Source organism: Allorhodopirellula solitaria, from assembly GCF_007859855.1.
In the GTDB taxonomy this organism is placed as follows: Bacteria; Planctomycetota; Planctomycetia; order Pirellulales; family Pirellulaceae; genus Rhodopirellula; species Rhodopirellula solitaria.
On sequence record NZ_SJPK01000008.1, the window covers coordinates 250,533 to 267,263 of the forward strand.

10 protein-coding genes are annotated in these 16,731 nt (G+C 56.9%); 6 read left to right on the plus strand and 4 right to left on the minus strand.

The features are described from left to right. Positions 1–42 precede the first annotated feature (42 nt). Positions 43–507 carry a PepSY domain-containing protein gene (locus tag CA85_RS16305; protein ID WP_186774996.1) on the plus strand — a complete coding sequence of 155 codons (465 nt, stop codon included), beginning with the start codon at positions 43–45 and terminating at the stop codon, positions 505–507. Positions 508–632: 125 nt separating this feature from the next. After that, positions 633–1,508, plus strand: a complete 876-nt coding sequence (locus CA85_RS16310; RefSeq protein WP_246112859.1) for an MYG1 family protein — start codon at positions 633–635, stop codon at positions 1,506–1,508. Between the two features lie 80 nt (positions 1,509–1,588). Here CA85_RS16310 and CA85_RS16315 read toward each other — a convergent pair whose 3' ends face one another. From CA85_RS16315 to CA85_RS16325, 3 genes are all read right to left on the minus strand, one after another. Continuing rightward, positions 1,589–5,083, minus strand: a complete 3,495-nt coding sequence (locus CA85_RS16315; RefSeq protein ID WP_146392390.1) for a PVC-type heme-binding CxxCH protein — start codon at positions 5,081–5,083, stop codon at positions 1,589–1,591. Between the two features lie 362 nt (positions 5,084–5,445). Continuing rightward, positions 5,446–5,625, minus strand: coding sequence for a hypothetical protein (locus CA85_RS16320; protein ID WP_146392391.1), 180 nt, complete (start codon positions 5,623–5,625; stop codon positions 5,446–5,448). A 357-nt stretch (positions 5,626–5,982) separates the two neighbouring features. After that, on the minus strand, positions 5,983–7,158 hold the full coding sequence (locus tag CA85_RS16325; RefSeq protein WP_146392392.1) for a DUF1559 domain-containing protein: 1,176 nt from the start codon (positions 7,156–7,158) through the stop codon (positions 5,983–5,985). Between the two features lie 373 nt (positions 7,159–7,531). On the opposite strand from CA85_RS16325, the gene CA85_RS16330 reads away from it, so the two are divergent. From CA85_RS16330 to CA85_RS16345, 4 genes are all read left to right on the plus strand, one after another. Then, the gene (locus CA85_RS16330) at positions 7,532–9,157 is read left to right on the plus strand and encodes an MFS transporter (protein ID WP_246112860.1); all 1,626 of its coding nucleotides are present in this window, start codon (positions 7,532–7,534) and stop codon (positions 9,155–9,157) included. 55 nt (positions 9,158–9,212) lie between these two features. Continuing rightward, positions 9,213–11,015 carry an L-fucose isomerase gene (locus CA85_RS16335; protein ID WP_146392393.1) on the plus strand — a complete coding sequence of 601 codons (1,803 nt, stop codon included), beginning with the start codon at positions 9,213–9,215 and terminating at the stop codon, positions 11,013–11,015. A gap of 63 nt (positions 11,016–11,078) precedes the next feature. Then, entirely contained in the window at positions 11,079–12,248 is a 1,170-nt protein-coding gene (locus tag CA85_RS16340) for an AraC family transcriptional regulator (protein ID WP_146392394.1), read from the plus strand. 234 nt (positions 12,249–12,482) lie between these two features. Beyond that, a complete protein-coding gene (locus CA85_RS16345; protein ID WP_246112861.1) occupies positions 12,483–15,458 on the plus strand; it encodes a PDZ domain-containing protein in 2,976 nt (991 codons plus the stop codon). A gap of 355 nt (positions 15,459–15,813) precedes the next feature. Here CA85_RS16345 and CA85_RS16350 read toward each other — a convergent pair whose 3' ends face one another. Continuing rightward, a complete protein-coding gene (locus CA85_RS16350) occupies positions 15,814–16,488 on the minus strand; it encodes a zinc-ribbon domain-containing protein (protein WP_246112862.1) in 675 nt (224 codons plus the stop codon). Between the last annotated feature and the right edge of the window lie 243 nt (positions 16,489–16,731).

The following is a 16,731-nucleotide window of genomic DNA, read 5'->3' on the forward strand; positions in this document are numbered from 1 at the left end:
GCTTTCTGTCGGAAGCCCGTCTTCAGAAACAGGAAAATGATTATGAAGTCGCTCATGCTCTATGCCATCGCCAGTTTAGCTGCACTGTTGCCCGTCGGTCACGTCATTGGCCAGACCGCGACGAGGCAGCCCAAACCGATCGTTGAAATCGTGAAGGGACTCGAGGCAGACGGTTATGGTCCGTTCAACGAAGTCTCGATGGATCACCAGAACTGGGAAGTCGAGGCGATCAAGGACCGTGTTTCTTATGAGCTGACCGTCGACGCGAAAACAGGGGAAGTTCTTGGGCAACACCGCGATGATCCCGACACCCAACCTCCCGCCAACGCAATGCCGCTGTCGAAGGTGCTGCAGAAGATCATCGAGAATACCGCCTACGATGAGATCGACGAAGTTTCCTTTGAACGGCGCTACTGGGAAGTGGAAGTCTACCAGGACCTCCAACAGCATGAACTGCATGTGGATCCTGTGACGGCGAGGATCGTTTCCGATCGTCTCGACGATTAGCGGGACAGCAGGTTGATCAGATTGAGTTTGGCAGCGTCGGATTGCAATCTATCCGACGTTCCGGGACAACGTGTGGGAGTAACTCCCCGACCCGCTTTGCCCCTCCAACTGAATGCCGCCCATCCATGACCATGCAGCTGATTGTGACCCATCCGGGCAGCGCCCACAAAGACGACTTTCTCGCCTGCAGTCTGCTGGCGCACCTGCACGGCGTACCGATCGAGCGGCGTGAGCCCACGGATGAGGATTTAGCCAACCCATTGGTCTGCGTCGTCGACGTGGGAGGATCCCACGATCCGCAGCAGAGCAATTTCGACCATCACCAGTTTCCTCGCGATGCCCCACCATTGTGTGCCTTGTCGCTTGTGCTTCAAAACATGGGGCTCTACGAGGATGCCCTGTCATTCTGTGCCTGGCTTCGCCCAGCAGAATGGCTCGATACGCTTGGCCCAAACGAAACGGCCAAGTTGATGGGGATTCCGAGGACCGCGTTGGGAGAACTCAACTCTCCCCTCGACACGACCCTGCTAAACCGATTCGCAAAGCAGACTGAGCTCGATTCGGACAGCCCGATCTATCAGGTGATGTGCATGGTCGGACAAGACATTGTTGACTATTTGACGTCTTTGCGTGAGCGTTTGGAGTATCTCAAGGGCCACTGTCAGTACTGGTCGATCCCGACCGACAACGAACCGATACAAGCGTTGTTCCTGGAGCGAAGCGACGTTCTTGCTGATTCGCCATCCCTTGGAATCCACGCTTTTGTCCATCGCGAGGGCAAGCAGAACGATGTCCAGGCTCTCGTCTATCCCGACCAGCGTGGCGAAGGATATGGATTGACGCGGTACAACGATAACCAACGCTTGGATTTCTCGCAGATCGAAGCACACGATGACGTGCGATTTGCACACAAGCGTGGCTTCGTTGCGAAAGTCACCACGACGAATCCGAGCCGACTCAAACAGCTATTGGCGGACGCCGTTGTCGAGCCAGGCGGCTGAGAAGTGCGATCGCACTTCTTTTCAGCTCACCTGTGACGTCTGTCTCGCCTATTATCAGTGACGCCGTTAAGCGTCGCCGCCTAGCGTTTCCGAATCTCGATGATGTATTTCATCAGGTCATCGAACTCCTTGCGATTTTTCAGCGTTCTGGTCAAGTTCGCTGGCATCAATGAGACGTCGGACTCAAAGACGTCGTCGACGTCTTCTTGCGAGATCTTGATCGGCTCAGGTTCAGCGAGACTTTGGAGGACAATCTCCTCGTCATTCTCGGAGACGCGTACGCCAGATTTGATTTGACCATCGAAGGTCAACACTTTGACCTGCGTGTATTCTTTGTCGATCAACTCCGAAGGACGCAGAATCGCATCGACGAGTTGCTCGGCAGTCAGCTTGGTTTTGACCGTCGTCAGATCGGGGCCAATCCGAGCGGCACCCTTGGGAGGTGCATGGCACGCAAAGCACGCGGCGGCGGAATTATAGAACAGGTCCCGGCCTGCTTTCGCATCACCCCGTTCGATGGCCGTGCTGGCCAGTTCAGCGACGGGAGCAGCCATCAGTTCTTTCTCAAGCTCCTCATTGCTGAACGCTTCGGTTTCTGCGGGAGCGTTATCGCCCACCAGGGCCTCTTCCAAGGGATGCTCGGCCAACAAGTCTTCTGGTTTCCAAAAAGTATCGCGTCCCTCGCTCTGCTTCCGAACCTTCCTGACCTCGGCTGCACTGACAGGTGACGCCTGGTTGCCCCACGTGTTCCGCACGAAGGTCAGCACAGAGGCGATCTCCTTGTCGTTGAGCAACGAGCGGAAGGCGGTCATGGGTGGCACGCCGCGAGCCGGATCGTAGGTTTTTCCATTGACTGTCAGTTTTCCCCACATCCCATGCAGCGTGAGTTTCGTCAAACGCTCTTTGCTGCCGAGCACCCAGGGGCTGCCGACGAGGGAAGGGTACACGTTCGCCGAACCCTGTCCATTTGCCATGTGACAGGTCATGCAATGTGCCTCGCGTTGGAAGATATTAGCTCCCTGCCTGTAGGCTTTCTTGCCCGCAGCATCGAGATAATTGGGGACCTCGAAACGGACCCTTTGCTCTTCGGCCCGGGACGCGAATTGGCTCGCCCCTGTCGTCGTCACATTCTGCCAGTAGTGCTTCACCGTGTTGGCAGCAACGACAGCGTGGGGGACACTCGAGTTCAGAAGTTGGTTGAGCAGCTCTTCATTCTTGACGTTGTGCTGCTGGTGCATCCAAAGCGCCTCGAGCAAATGGTGTGCTTCGAGTTCATCGTTGGCGTCAAAGTCCTTGATCCAGTCAAGCGTCGCGGCAATCACCGCTTGCGAATCTCGCGAGCTCAGTTCAACGCGACTGCGTTGACGGACACCGTCGACGGGGTGCTTGAGATTCTCCAAAAGCGTCTCGATCGGTTGGTCGTGAATCTGCACGGGTTTTTGGAGCGGTCGTCCCTTGGCCGTTAAACGGAAAATACGGCCATGTCGGTGGTCACGATTGGGGTCACGAATGTTGTGCTGCATGTGGCCGATGATCGCGTTGTGCCAGTCCGAGACGTACAGGGCGCCATCTGCTCCGATCACAGCATCGGTCGGACGGAAATTTCGATCCTCGCTATCGATCAACGCCTTCACTGGGGTCCCCCAGACTTCGCCGATCTTCCGCTTCTCGCCATCGCCGTCGCGGTCCAAGTCGTATTGCTTGACACCGAGGAACCCAATCGTATTGCAGATTAGGAAGTCCTGTTGGACGTCCTCGGGAAGGTGGTTCGATGAGATGATCGCATCGGCGGCAACGGGCCGAAACTCTTTGGTGAGCAACTGGAACATCTTGAAACCCTTTCCTTCAGGACGCACCTGGTAGGACCGTCCACCGGTGCCGTCATTGGCGTAGCAGTAGCCCCAGTAATCGAAGCTAGTGCCGTGCGGGTTGGGGGAGTTCGCAGCGTGCGGCGTGATTGCGAAGGTGCGTGGGTCAAAACGGTACATCCCCGCAGCACCGATGTTCAGGTTGTTCTGCCACGGTGTTTCGTGGTTGTGAACCAGGAAAATCCCACTCTGCCAATAGATCCCGCCATCGGGGCCGTAGACCAAGTTGTTGGCCGCGTGGTGCGTGTCGGCGGTGCCTAGGCCCTGCAGGAGTGGGAAGCGGACATCCGCAACGTCATCGCCATCGGTGTCCTTGAGGAACAGCAGGTCCGGTCCGGACGTCACAACGACGCCGCCGCCCCAGAATTCAAAGCCCAATGGGTTGTGAACGTGGGCAAAAATCTTCTGTTTGTCCGCTTTGCCATCACCATCGGTGTCCTCCAAGATCATCAGGCTGTCGTTCATCTCCTTGAGCGGCTCCCATTTGGGATAGGTCTTCCAGTTCGCGACCCACAACCGGCCTTTCGCATCGACTTGAAGCTGGACGGGGTTGGCGATGTCGGGAAACTGGACTTCGGAAGCAAACAGGTTCACCTCATATCCTTCGGGAACCTTGAGCTTAGCGAGGCTCTCCTCGGGGCTGAGGTAATCGATGTTCCCCTCTTTGGCAGCGCTGGAGCTTTTGCTGCCGCCGCCGATATTCGAAACCACCTCGACCGGCGGAGGGACGTTGCTGTCGTCGGCCTCCAGTTTCTTACCCTCGGCAGCGGCCCAGATCACTTTGTCGCGATTCGCCGTCATCACGTCGAGCATCACCAGTTCGTGCTTGAGCACATCCGCATTGGTCTGTCCATCGACAAAACTCAGTACCGAGCGGCTTCCCCAGATGTCGTTGCCATCGGTCGCCCGATAGCGATTGTGCCAGTACCAATTCTTGTCCTCGACGGCGGCATAGAGATCAGCAACCGAATCGTCATCGGGCGATGGTTTACCGAACAGCGCGTTGGAGATAATTCCCGCCAACGCATGGTATCCGTCGGCGTTGAGATGGATACCGTTGATCGTGTAACGCTGCGAACTGGAGCGAAACAACTCCAGCGTAGGATTGAAGAGATCGACAAACAGGGTGTCCGTCTCTTCGGCCGCTTGGGCGGTGGCCTCGGTATAAGCAGCCAGACTCACGTTCTGCTGCACCCCATCAGGAAGATTGCGATCGCCGGTATCTTCAAACGCGATTGGGCTGAACAGCACGAAGCGGGCGTCGACGCCCGCTTCTTTGCGCAGTTGACGATATCGTTGAACGAGCTTCACTAGCTCGGAACGGTAGGCATCGGCTTTCTCCGCTCCGCCGTACGACTCGTTGTAACCGTAAAACAAAAATACAACGTCAGGTGCCACATGCTGCAGGTACTCAGCGTCGTTGGTAAAGCCCTTGTTCCGCGGCTTTTTGTTGACGAGATCGCCTGAGAAACTCATGTTCCGAAAACTGACATCCAGGCCTTGAAGGTGGCTCTGGAGAACGGTTTCTACCCACGGATCGTGCTGCATTCGGTCGGCCAAACCGTTGCCGTAAATAGCGACCGTATCGTTGTTCTGAAAATCAAACGGATCAGCCGCGGTCGCCGTTGATGCGACCAACGCCACCGATAACGCCGTGAAAAGCGTGAATCGATGGATAATGGAAAGGGGGGGAGTCTTCGGTGTCATTCGTTGTTGCCTTGCGCGATGTGAGTTGTGTTCGAGTTGCCAGCGATAGGAGGAGCGGGAGGAAGCGGGGCCTTGAGAGCAATCGCAAAATGATCCGTCGTCGCGACGACATCGCGATCCGATCCCCGATCGTACCCATCTTACCATGACTCCCCATCTAAATTCTGGTTGGAGGAGAGCATTCTGCTCTGTCGCACACGATCCGGTGCGTTGGAAGTGTCGAGTTGCTGCGGAAAGTGCGCCATCGGCATCACTACGAGCCATGGACGGGTTCTCAAGGCACTCTCGAATGCACCGGCGACACCACAGAGCAGAAGAAGATTGCTCTGCCATCATTTCCGACGTGTGAGAAACGCGGTGTTCTAACCGTTTGTCATCGATGACTCGGTTTCTTCTAGCAGCTTCTTCTCATTCGCTTCATACTGCTCGATCTGCGAGGGGGTGACACCATCTGTCACGCTGGTGGGCTGACTGTCTTCACAGCCGGTGAAGGCAGAAACAACACCTGCCAAAACCAGATTGAATATTGAAAAGCGTTTCATTGGATGACCTATTGTGAGATTGACTTGAAAAAAGGATCGGTTCGTAAGACGGCACCGGTTGATGCCAAGGCGTCAGACGCCGTTTGGGCAGATCAACCGGAACGCAGATTGGTTCGTTGGAAGGCGGGAGCGCGAGGCAGCGGGGATTTCGCTCATTGTTCTAGGTCCACATTGGCTGGTCCTGCGTTGGAGGGCGGGCGATGGTTGGAGTCCCCAGTCGCCTTTCCCATACTTCATATAGACCTCTCATCTGGCGGTGAGATAACGCGTCGCATCTGGCTGCCGTGTTCCTTCGCCTCGCCACTGGAGACGCGTTGTCTGTCCCCAGTGGTGGTTAAAATACGCAAACGGCAAAGCTTAGAAATCGCCAATGACCTCCGAGGAGGCGCGGGTTCCCAGGGCCCCCCAGACGCCGTAAGGACTTTTGGATCCCGGGGCCTGGGTCCCAGTACCGTTTCTCCAGACCATGCCAGCCTGAGAGTTGCCGGCTTCGATGGAATCTGTGATGAACTTCACTGCACCGTCACCCATGAGCACGTGGGTGCCCCCTTGGTGATAGCTCGACGTCGAGCCGCACAGGTTCAAATCGTCACCGTTGGTCCGACTGCAGATCTCGCTATTAGGCGGCAGGATCGTGACCATTCCCGAGAAAATCGTCTTCGCATCGGCCCATCGGTAGCCACGAGCACGCGTGGGGCGACTCTGCGCGGTCCAAAACTGAGGTCTCTCAGGATCGATCATGGTTTGGCATGATTTTGGGTTGTCGCGAATTGCAGACATCGTTGCGTTGTTACTGCCGGCATTGAAGTTGGGCAGGACGGTCCGTTTATCCATGTCGCCGAGTGATGTCGCAATCTCGCCCATCGCGACAGTGTTGGCGAGGCCATCGAGACAATCGCGAAACCTTGTCTTATCAAATGGCTTAAAGAAGCCACGATGTGCCGCTTGTGCAGTTTGAGCGCGACTTCGGGTCATGCCGATTGTCCGACTGTTTGGCCAAGGACCGTACGCGGTCTCATCGGATGAGTCACCGATGCAGGCCGCGTAGTTAGTGCGCCCGAGTGCTGGCAGGCCGATGCCTGGGTCGCTGGGGCAACGGAATGTGGGGATATCCACAGTCCAAGGCCTGTAATTGATGTTTTGGGGAGTCGGCCCCATGGCATTCCAGGTTCCCCCCTCAATGCTCGGATTGGAAATCTGTTGCCACAATGCTTGCTGCTCCAGGAAAGGCAGCACGCTGACGAGCATGCTCAGCTGCATGTTGTTTGTTTCGGGTGCGTTCTGCCACCACTGATGACCGGGGCTTGCGGCCACCGTACCCGTCCCATGGGTAGGCACCTGATTGTAAGTGGCGTGGTAGTTGTGAATTCCTAATCCCAGTTGCTTGAAATTATTACTGCAGCTCATGCGTCGGGCCGCTTCGCGAGCAGCCTGAACCGCAGGCAACAGCAGCCCCACCAAAACACCTATGATCGCAATGACTACCAGCAGCTCCACGAGCGTGAAACCGCCTTTCGACTTCTGAATTGACATCTCTGTTTCCGGAAAAGAGTAGAAAAGTACCGCACCTAAGAGTGCGTCAGGGGGAGGATTTTAGCCATTTGGCAGTTCTGTCTAATCTTATTTTGCGTCGCGCGAGTAATGAATTGCGTCATCGGAAGTAGTGCCGCTACTGGCGATCTGTCGTGGCCGACGATTGTTTCTCGGTTCTCTCGTGCGGGACGGGTGTCCGGATTGCCGCCGCGCACCTGGGCACCGCAGCAGCGAGCAGCGTGTGTGCCTGGGTGAGTACCGCAGAGGCGTTGGCTCGTCGGTGACGCAATTTATTAGTGTCGAGACGCATTCACGTCTCGGTGACGCCTTCGAATCTGCTAGGGTCTAGCCGGAACAGCGATACTCGCAGGCAATGCCGAGTGCGCATTTCATTCGATTGCGGATCGATTCAGCACTTATTGACGACGAAGAGGAGAGCGGGATGAGCGACACAGGTATTGCGACAGAAACGCAAGAGGCTGGCGAGGCTGGGGCTGACCAGCGTGCTGCGGTCGTTCCAACACAGTACTTTTACCCCTTCGTCTTGGTCACGACTCTGTTCGCACTGTGGGGGTTTGCCAATAACTTCACCGATCCGATGGTCAAGGTGTTCAAGGACGTTTTTGCGATCAGCAACGCGCAGTCGTCCGTCGTTCAGATGGCTTTCTACGGTGGCTACGCGACGATGGCGATTCCGGCCGCGCTCTTCATTCGCAAGTTTTCTTACAAGGCCGGGATTCTCGTCGGCCTGGCACTCTTCGCAACCGGCGCACTGCTGTCGATCCCCGCTGCGAACAATATCAACTTCTGGCTGTTCATTCTTGGGATCTACATCCTGACGTTTGGGCTGGCGTTTTTAGAGACGACAGCGAACCCCTACATCCTCTCGATGGGACCGAAGGAAACTTCGACCATGCGTTTGAACTTGGCTCAGGCTTTCAATCCGATGGGTTCGCTCTCCGGGGCGTTCATCGCCGCTACGTTTGTGATGACCAACATGTACGTGGCTGATTTCAAGGCGGACGTGAACGGATTCAAGCATGAGTTAGCAACCGATGCGGTTGACACACCGGAGCTCAATGTACTGCCGTTTCTGAAAGCGAAGACTCGCGAGCTCAACGCGGACGCGAATGTGCGAGCCTACGTAGCAGACGTGGGGGCTGACGCCGTCAACACGGACGACGCGCTGATTGCCTTTCGCGAAGGGGAGATTGAGTCTTATCAAGACATGACGTTCGCAGAGATACAGCGGCACGACTTGAGTCTCGTTTCGAAAACCTACATGACCCTCGGCCTGGTCGTGCTCGCGACTCTGGTCGTGTTCCTCATCAAGAAGATGCCCGAGGGTACGAGTGCCGATCCCAACGACGCGAGTCTGCATCTTCGTGGCACGCTCGCTCGGCTATTGAAAAATCCTCGCTATTTGGGCGGCGTCGTCACGCAAATGTTTTACGTGGGAGCCCAGATCATGGTGTGGACGTTCATCATCCAGTACGCCGAGGCCGAACTAGGGATGGACAACGCGACCGCGGCCAACCACCAAATCGCTGCCCTGGTAATCTTTCTCGTTTCGCGATTCATTTGCACCGCGTTCTTGAAGTACGTTTCGCCAGGGAAGCTGCTGGCGACGTTGGCGGTCGGTGGCGTGCTGTGCACGTTGGGAGCGATCCACATCACAGGCATGAACGGCCTGTACAGCTTGATTCTCGTCTCGGCCTGCATGTCACTGATGTTTCCAACGATCTATGGGATCGCGTTGGAAGGGATCGGAGAAGACGCCAAGCTGGGGTCGGCTGGGTTGATCCTGGCGATCGTGGGTGCCGTCTGGCTGACAGGGTTTCAAGGACGAATCCTTGACCTGGATCGATTCATGGGGACGACGGCGACGCGCGGTTCTTTCTACTTGAGTGTCGGTTGTTTCATCATCATCGCCATCTATGGATTTCTTTGTCGCAACCCCCGTTCGACTGGCTCGACACCTCATCAACTCGAGACCTAAGCAACGCACGACTCTCCCCGAAACGAATACCCTTCACACCGCCGGACATCCTTTGATGACCTCACAAACCTCACCCACCGTTTTTCAAGGCAATCTTCCCAAAATCGGCATCCGTCCAACGATCGACGGTCGGCTGGGAGGTGTCCGCGAATCGCTCGAAGACCAGACGATGAATCTGGCCAAGCGGGTTGCTGAGATGATCTCCGGTGAACTGCGTTATCCCAACGGTGAACCGGCCCAATGCGTCATCGCTGAAACGTGCATCGGCGGCGTGGCCGAATCGAATGCCTGTGATGAGCAGTTTCGGATGGAGAACGTGGGCGTGTCCCTGACGGTAACGCCTTGTTGGTGTTATGGCAGCGAGACGATGGACATGGACCCGCTCCGGCCCAAGGCTGTCTTTGGCTTCAATGGAACCGAGCGGCCCGGGGCCGTCTATCTCGCAGCGGTGCTCTCGGGCTACACGCAAAAGGGCATCCCAGCATTTGGGATCTATGGCCGTGACGTGCAAGAGGCTGGCGATGATGCCATGCCGGCCGACGTGAAAGCCAAGGTTCTCGATTTTGCTCGCTGTGGTTTAGCGGCAGCGTTGATGAAGGGGAAAGCGTATCTGTCGATGGGTGGCACCTCGATGGGGATCGCCGGTTCGATGGTCGATCACGCATTCTGGGAGAAGTGGCTGGGGATGCGTGTCGAGGACATCGACATGAGTGAATTCATCGGCCGGATGAACAAGGGGCAGTTCGATCAAGCCGAGTACGAGTTAGCGATGGCGTGGGTGAAAGAAAAGTGTTCTGAGGGCGATGATTTTAATAGCGAAGAAGCGAAACGCTCACGCGAACATCTCGACAGTGAATGGTCCGACGGCGTGAAGATGGCGTTGATCGCTCGTGACCTGATGGTTGGCAATCCCAAACTCGCTGAGATGGGATTGAAGGAGCAAGCTCAGGGACACTACGCAATCGCATCGGGTTTTCAAGGCCAGCGGCAGTGGACCGATCACTTTCCCAATGGCGACTTCATGGAAGCGATACTGAACACGTCTTTTGATTGGAACGGAAATCGGGCACCCTATCTTGTCGCTACGGAAAACGACGCATTGAACGCGGCGACGATGCTCTTTGGGCACACGCTGACCAATACCGCGCAGGTGTTCGCTGATTTGAGAACGTATTGGAGTCCGCAGGCCGTTGCCGCGGCCTGTGACGGCTATACGCTGGAAGAAACCGCCGCCGACGGGCTATTGCATCTGCTCAATTCAGGTCCTGCGACGCTTGATGGGACCGGTCAGCAAACGCACGCGGACGGCACGCCAACGATGAAGCCGTTCTGGGAAATCAGCGACGATGAGGTCGAAAAGTGCTTGAACGCTACCACTTGGCACCCGTCGATCACAGAATATTTTCCTGGCGGTGGGATGAGCACTCGATACTGCACCAAGGGTGGCATGCTCGCAACGATGTCGCGGATTAACCTAGTCGCGGGGTTAGGGCCAGTGCTGCAGATCGCTGAGGGGCACACGGTTGAACTTCCCGATGGGGTTCACGATACGCTCGACGAGCGGACGAACCCGACCTGGCCGACGACTTGGTTTGCTCCCCGGGTGACCGGTCGCGGCGCCTTCACGTCCACCTACGAAGTAATGAATCGATGGGGCGCCAATCACTGCGTTTTGACTGCGGGACATGTCGGGCACCTCTTCATCACGCTTGCCTCGATGCTGCGGATTCCCGTGTACATGCACAATGTCCCCGACGACCGTGTGTTCCGCCCCAGTGCCTGGAATTTGTTTGGAACCGACGACTGCGAGTCGGCCGACTTTCGAGCGTGTGAGAATTTCGGCCCCTTGTACGGTTGAACCGGTCGGAATTTGGTGGCACGTCGGCTCTTGGTGTAGAATCTGGGCGGAGAATGATGCCTAGTGAACAACAAATCCCGTCCTCGGATCGCCTTGATCGTTGAAGCATCGCGCGTTTATGGGCGAGAATTGCTTCGTGGGACTGCTTTGTTTGCGCGAACGCAAGTGGACTGGGCGCTCCTGCACCAAGAGATGACCCTTGACTCTGATCTGCCCGACTGGATCAAGAGTGTGCGCCCCTGCGGCGTGATCGCTCGGGTCGATACGCACACGATTGAACCGCTACGAGAGCTTGGCGTGCCCATCGTCGACGTGCGATGCAATCGTAAATTTGACGGGGTTCCCCAAGTGGAAACCGACAATGAAATGGTTGCTCAAATGGCGTTTGAGCACCTTTGGGAGCGTGGCTTTCGTCGGTTTGCGTTCTGTGGCTTTCGTTTCGCGACTTACTCGGCGTTAAGGCTCAACCATTTTCAACATCTGGTGCAGCAGTCAGGGTGCCCGTTCTCATACTACGAGTCACCGGGGCGCCCCGGCACTACACTCACGGGACTCGAGCAAGCAGGGATTGGAGACTTCGAAGAGATTTCTGAGTGGATTGCGGGGCTCGAACGACCAACCGGGCTATTTGTTTGCAATGACATCAGAGGCCAGCAGGTGCTCAACGCTTGCCATGCCGTTGACGCTGCCATACCAGAAGATATCGCGGTGATCGGTGCCGACGATGACGACGCCATCTGCATGTTGTGTGAACCGACACTTTCGAGCGTCCGACCCAATGCGGAGCGAGTAGGGTACCGGGCAGCCGAGTTGCTGCACGAGATGCTATCGGGCCGGATGCCTGAAAAAGAGACGGAGTACATCGCTCCCATTTCGGTTTCGGAGCGTCAATCAACCCGGGTGATCGCAGTCGAAGACCAGGAGCTCGCGCGGGTCTGCCGCTACATCCGCCAAGCGGCCTGCGAGGGGATCAATGTTGCCGATGTCGTCTCGTTTTCATCCCTCACCCGCCGGCCACTCGAACGCCGCTTTCGAGAGGAACTCGGAAAGACACCGCGTGAACTAATCACGGAAGTCCAAGTCGAGCGTGTGAAGCAACTCCTCCGAGAAACGAGCATGACGCTTGAGCAAATCACTCATCGCACCGGGTTTAGCCACAAGGAGAGGCTCAGCGCCGTTTTTAAACGCGAAGCGAAGCAGACGCCCGGCGAATATCGAAAGCAAATACATTGAGTTTGCGGCGCGGCTTCCAGTTAGCGATACCGAGATTGCCTTGTCGAGGTAGCGCTCCGGCGCAATGTCCGAGCGAGCCGGCTGGTCGGGGAGCTTTGATGTCTCGGTGTCGACGCCATCACGGCTGAATGTGTCCGATGCATGGCTACGACCTCGCATTGCCGATGTTATTGACGATTGAAAGCTACTTACCGATAGAGAACGGTTTTGACCAATATGATAGTACGAGCATCCTTGAGCCTTCTACGCAGCGTGGGCATGCGGGCGCAACCGTCTTGCGCCGAGATTGCCCTGCAACGACGAAGGGCCGCAGCCTCCACCGACATCTGGCCGGCGGCAAGGGCGTGCGCCGCTGCCGCGTCGACCACCGTTCGGATCCTTCCTGCCTTGTTCGCCCTGGTGCCGCTGGCCGGGTTAGTTGAGAAGCCGGCGTTGGCTGCCGCCGATATCTATGTTTCGCCGTCGGGTAGCGATGCGAACGAGGGTGCGTCCGATGCGCCTGTGCAATCCATCGCGAGAGCGAAGACGCTCGCGTCCCAGTGGGCAGGGACGGAATCCGTCACCGTTCACGTTGCCGATGGCGTGTACTCGTTGCCCGAGACTGTCGTCTTCACGGCCCAGGATTCAGGCACCGAGGCGGCGCCGGTTGTTTACCAATCGGAAAACGAAGGCGGCGCAGTGATCAGCGGCGGTACACCATTGGATTTGACATGGGAGCCCTTCCGAGATGGCATCTTCATGGCGAAGACCGAGGATGGCTTGCAAATCGACCAACTCTTTGTCGGGGGGCAGAACCAACGGATGGCGCGGTATCCCAATTTTGACAGCGAGAAAACAACCGCGCCTTACCAAGGGTTCGCAGCCGATGCGTTCTCGCCGGATCGAGCAGCGCGGTGGAAGAACCCCGCGGGCGGATACATCCACGCCATGCACCGAGCCCGGTGGGGTGGCTATCACTATCTCATCACTGGCAAAAACTCCGCTGGTGAGGTGACCTACGAAGGCGGCTGGCAGAACAATCGCCAAATGGGAATGCACGAAGACCACCGCATGGTGGAAAACATTTTCGAGGAACTCGATGCGCCAGGCGAATGGTACCACGACGCTTCATCGAGCACGCTGTACTACATGCCTGAGCCGGGCATGGTGTTGGCCGACGCGATGATCGAGGTTGTGCGGTTACGCCACTTGATTGAATTTCGTGGCAGCGAGTCGTCTCCGGTGCAGTTTGTTACTTTGCAAGGTTTTACCTTCCGTCACGCCGCTCGCACCTTCATGGAGACGAAAGAACCACTGTTGCGGAGCGATTGGACGATCTATCGCGGTGGGGGTGTCGTGTTGGAAGGCACTCAGGATGTCTCCATCGAAGATTGTCATTTCGACCAACTCGGTGGCAACGCGATCTTCATCAGCAACTACAACCGACGTGCGGTGGTGAAGGGATGCCATATCCACGATTGCGGCGCCAGCGGCGTGTGTTGGGTGGGCGACCCCGATGCGGTGCGCAATCCGCTCTTCGAGTATCGACAGACCAATGATCTCGCTAAAATTGATCGCACCCCCGGTCCGCGGACGAACAACTATCCTGCGGATTCGATTGTCGAGGATTGCTTGATTCATGCAGTTGGCAGCGTCGAACGACAACCAGCGGGCGTGCAGATATCCATGTCCCGGCGGATCACGGTGCGCGATTGTTCCATCTACGATTGCGCCCGGGCCGGAATCAACATCGGTGACGGCACTTGGGGTGGTCACCTGATTGAGCGGAACGATGTTTTTCAGACCGTTCAAGAGACGGGGGATCACGGATCGTTTAATTCATGGGGCCGCGACCGGTATTGGCGACGCGACCAGAAGACCACCCAAGCGGCGGTCGATCAATCGCCCGAACTTCCGCTGCTCGATGCGGTGCAAACCACCGTGCTGCGCAACAATCGGTTTCGTTGCGACCACGGCTGGGACATCGATTTGGACGACGGTTCCTCGAACTATCACATCTACAATAATTTGATGCTCAATGGTGGTCTCAAGCTTCGCGAAGGCTTCCACCGGCGGGTCTGGAACAACATCACCGTCAACAATGGATTGCACCCGCACGTTTGGTACAACGACAGCGGTGACGAAGTGTTCGGAAACATCTTCATGCACGCTCCCAAAGCGGCTCGGATGCCGACCGACAAGGCCAAGGGAAAGCGGGTCGATGAGAATCTCTATTACTCGAACGTCCCCGAAATGAAGAGTCGTTTCGCCCAGTTTGGCTGGGATGTCCACTCGATCGTGGCCGATCCCAAATTCGTCGACCCGGAGGCGGGTGACTTCCGTGTCGCAGCGGATTCACCCGCGAAGGCGATCGGTTTTCAGAACTTTGCGACGGATCATTTTGGTGTCAAGAAACCGGCGCTGCGATCGATCGCCGAAACGCCACAGATCCCGACTGTTGAGGTTCGCCAAACATTGACGAAGCCGCGTTCGGACAGCCCCAAACCGCGGGGCGATCAGACCGTCACGTTTTTTGGTGCCAAAGTCCGTTCGTTAACCGGGGACGAATTCTCGGCCTACGGGGTGAGCAAATCCGACGGCGGCGTCGCCGTGATTGCGGCACCTCGCTCCTCCGTCGCTGCGGCTGCAGGCTTGACCACGGGCGACCTGATTCAAGCTATTAACCGAAAGCGTATTCGAGGCTCCGCTGATCTGGCCGGGACCCCGCAACCGACTGTTCATGCTCCGCTGACCTTGACAGTGATTCGGGATCAAAACGCGATCGAGTTGAAACTGGCCGCCGCGCCGATGCCAACGCTCATCGACCAAGACACCTTTGTGCTCGATGCCAGCGACGCCTATCTGCACAACAACGGAGGCGGTACCCCCATCGTCAAGCGAGAGCGAGCTCGCCGTACGGAGCTGGCCTACTGGACCGATGAAGATGCGTTCGTGCAATGGAGCTTCCGCGTTGAGAAAGCGGGCACGTTTGAGGTCTTGGCGGAGTTGGCAGTGTTGAAACCCTCGTCAAGCCTTCAGTATGGCCTACCCGGTAACCTTCACATCGTCGAATTGAAAAGCACCGGCAGCTACACCCGTTACAAACTCCAGCCGCTTGGACAGATTGAGCTGGAAGCTGCTGACGAGACGACGCTGCGGTTGCAGCCCGACCGCGAGGCTTGGAATCCGATCAACCTTCGCGCCATCACGCTCCGAAGAGTCCAGCCCTAGGCTCAGTCCCTACCGATCGACTCCAGCGTTAACGCGGTCGCTGTTCGGGCTGTCGATTCATTGAGCCGAGACGCCCAAGCAACGCGTGATCACTAAGTGGCGAATGGAGCGAAAGCTATTCTGTCGTATCCGGTGGTTTTCGCTTGCGCTCAAACCACCGGCGATATTCCATCGTCCCTGACGGGGCGCTTCCGGATATTGAGCAGCTCGTTGGTTCGTCCAATACGACACTTAGTCCTCCTCCCCGTTCCTACGCGGCCGGGTGGGCGGCGCTACCCGGGGCCTTACGACTCTCGGCTCACCATTGCGGGGCCAACGTCGCTTCAATCGACAGGCCGTGTTGTTTCGACGCTGCTTAGACGGCCTCGTACTCCAGCGAATCGTCAATCGCGATCTGGAACTCTTCGTTGGTGAGTTCGAGCAGGTCACGCATCACCTTGAGCGTTTGCATCTTTTTCGGTGACAGATCCTCACCGCTGGCTGTCGCGGCGAGAAACATGCCTTGGAGTGCTAGCATCCGCTGGGGTCTCGTCCATCGCTTTGACACGCTCATGACATAGTTACTCGCTTGAATCCCCGATTGCCGCGCGATCGACGAGAGTCGGCCCAACTCCTCGCGGTCGAGCGGTCGGTCGAAAAGCGTGTCCGACAGGGACTGCAGCGACTCGATCTCTTGTTCGGTGATCGTATCGTCGATGAGTGTCATCAGAACAGCTGACCGAATCGCCTCGTCGCGAAACTGATCCTCTTGAACCTGCTCATGACTGGCTCGGTCCATTTCCAGCACGGTGACGTCCCAGTTGGACCGGCAACCATCGCAATTCACGAACGTTTCCGAGCCACCGATGGGTACCGTCGGAATGAAGTAGAGCGTTAGAAATGGTCGCCGGGTCCGCAACCGATAGGCCTGCGAGGCGCTGCAGGTAGGACAATAAAAATCCCCTCGATCGCGGGTCCGCGTCAAGTTCATCGTACCGATCAAAATCATCTTTGGATTCAGCTTCGAGGGCAGGGCAACGAGTTCAACCACTCATTCTATCTCGATGTGTTGGAAGAGGGAAACCGAAAACGCCTTTCGTCAGGCCCGGCTACGCGCTGTCGATCTATTGAGGCTGATCCGACGGAAGCGTGCGCCCGAGGTTTTCAAGTACTGTCATATCCAGAACGAAAATTTGCAGTGCGCGCGTACGCTCAGCGGCACCACCAATAGGGTAGCTTTTTCGACACTCAAAGTCCACTGTTTGTCGGCCAGCCAGCACGGCTCGGTTAGCTT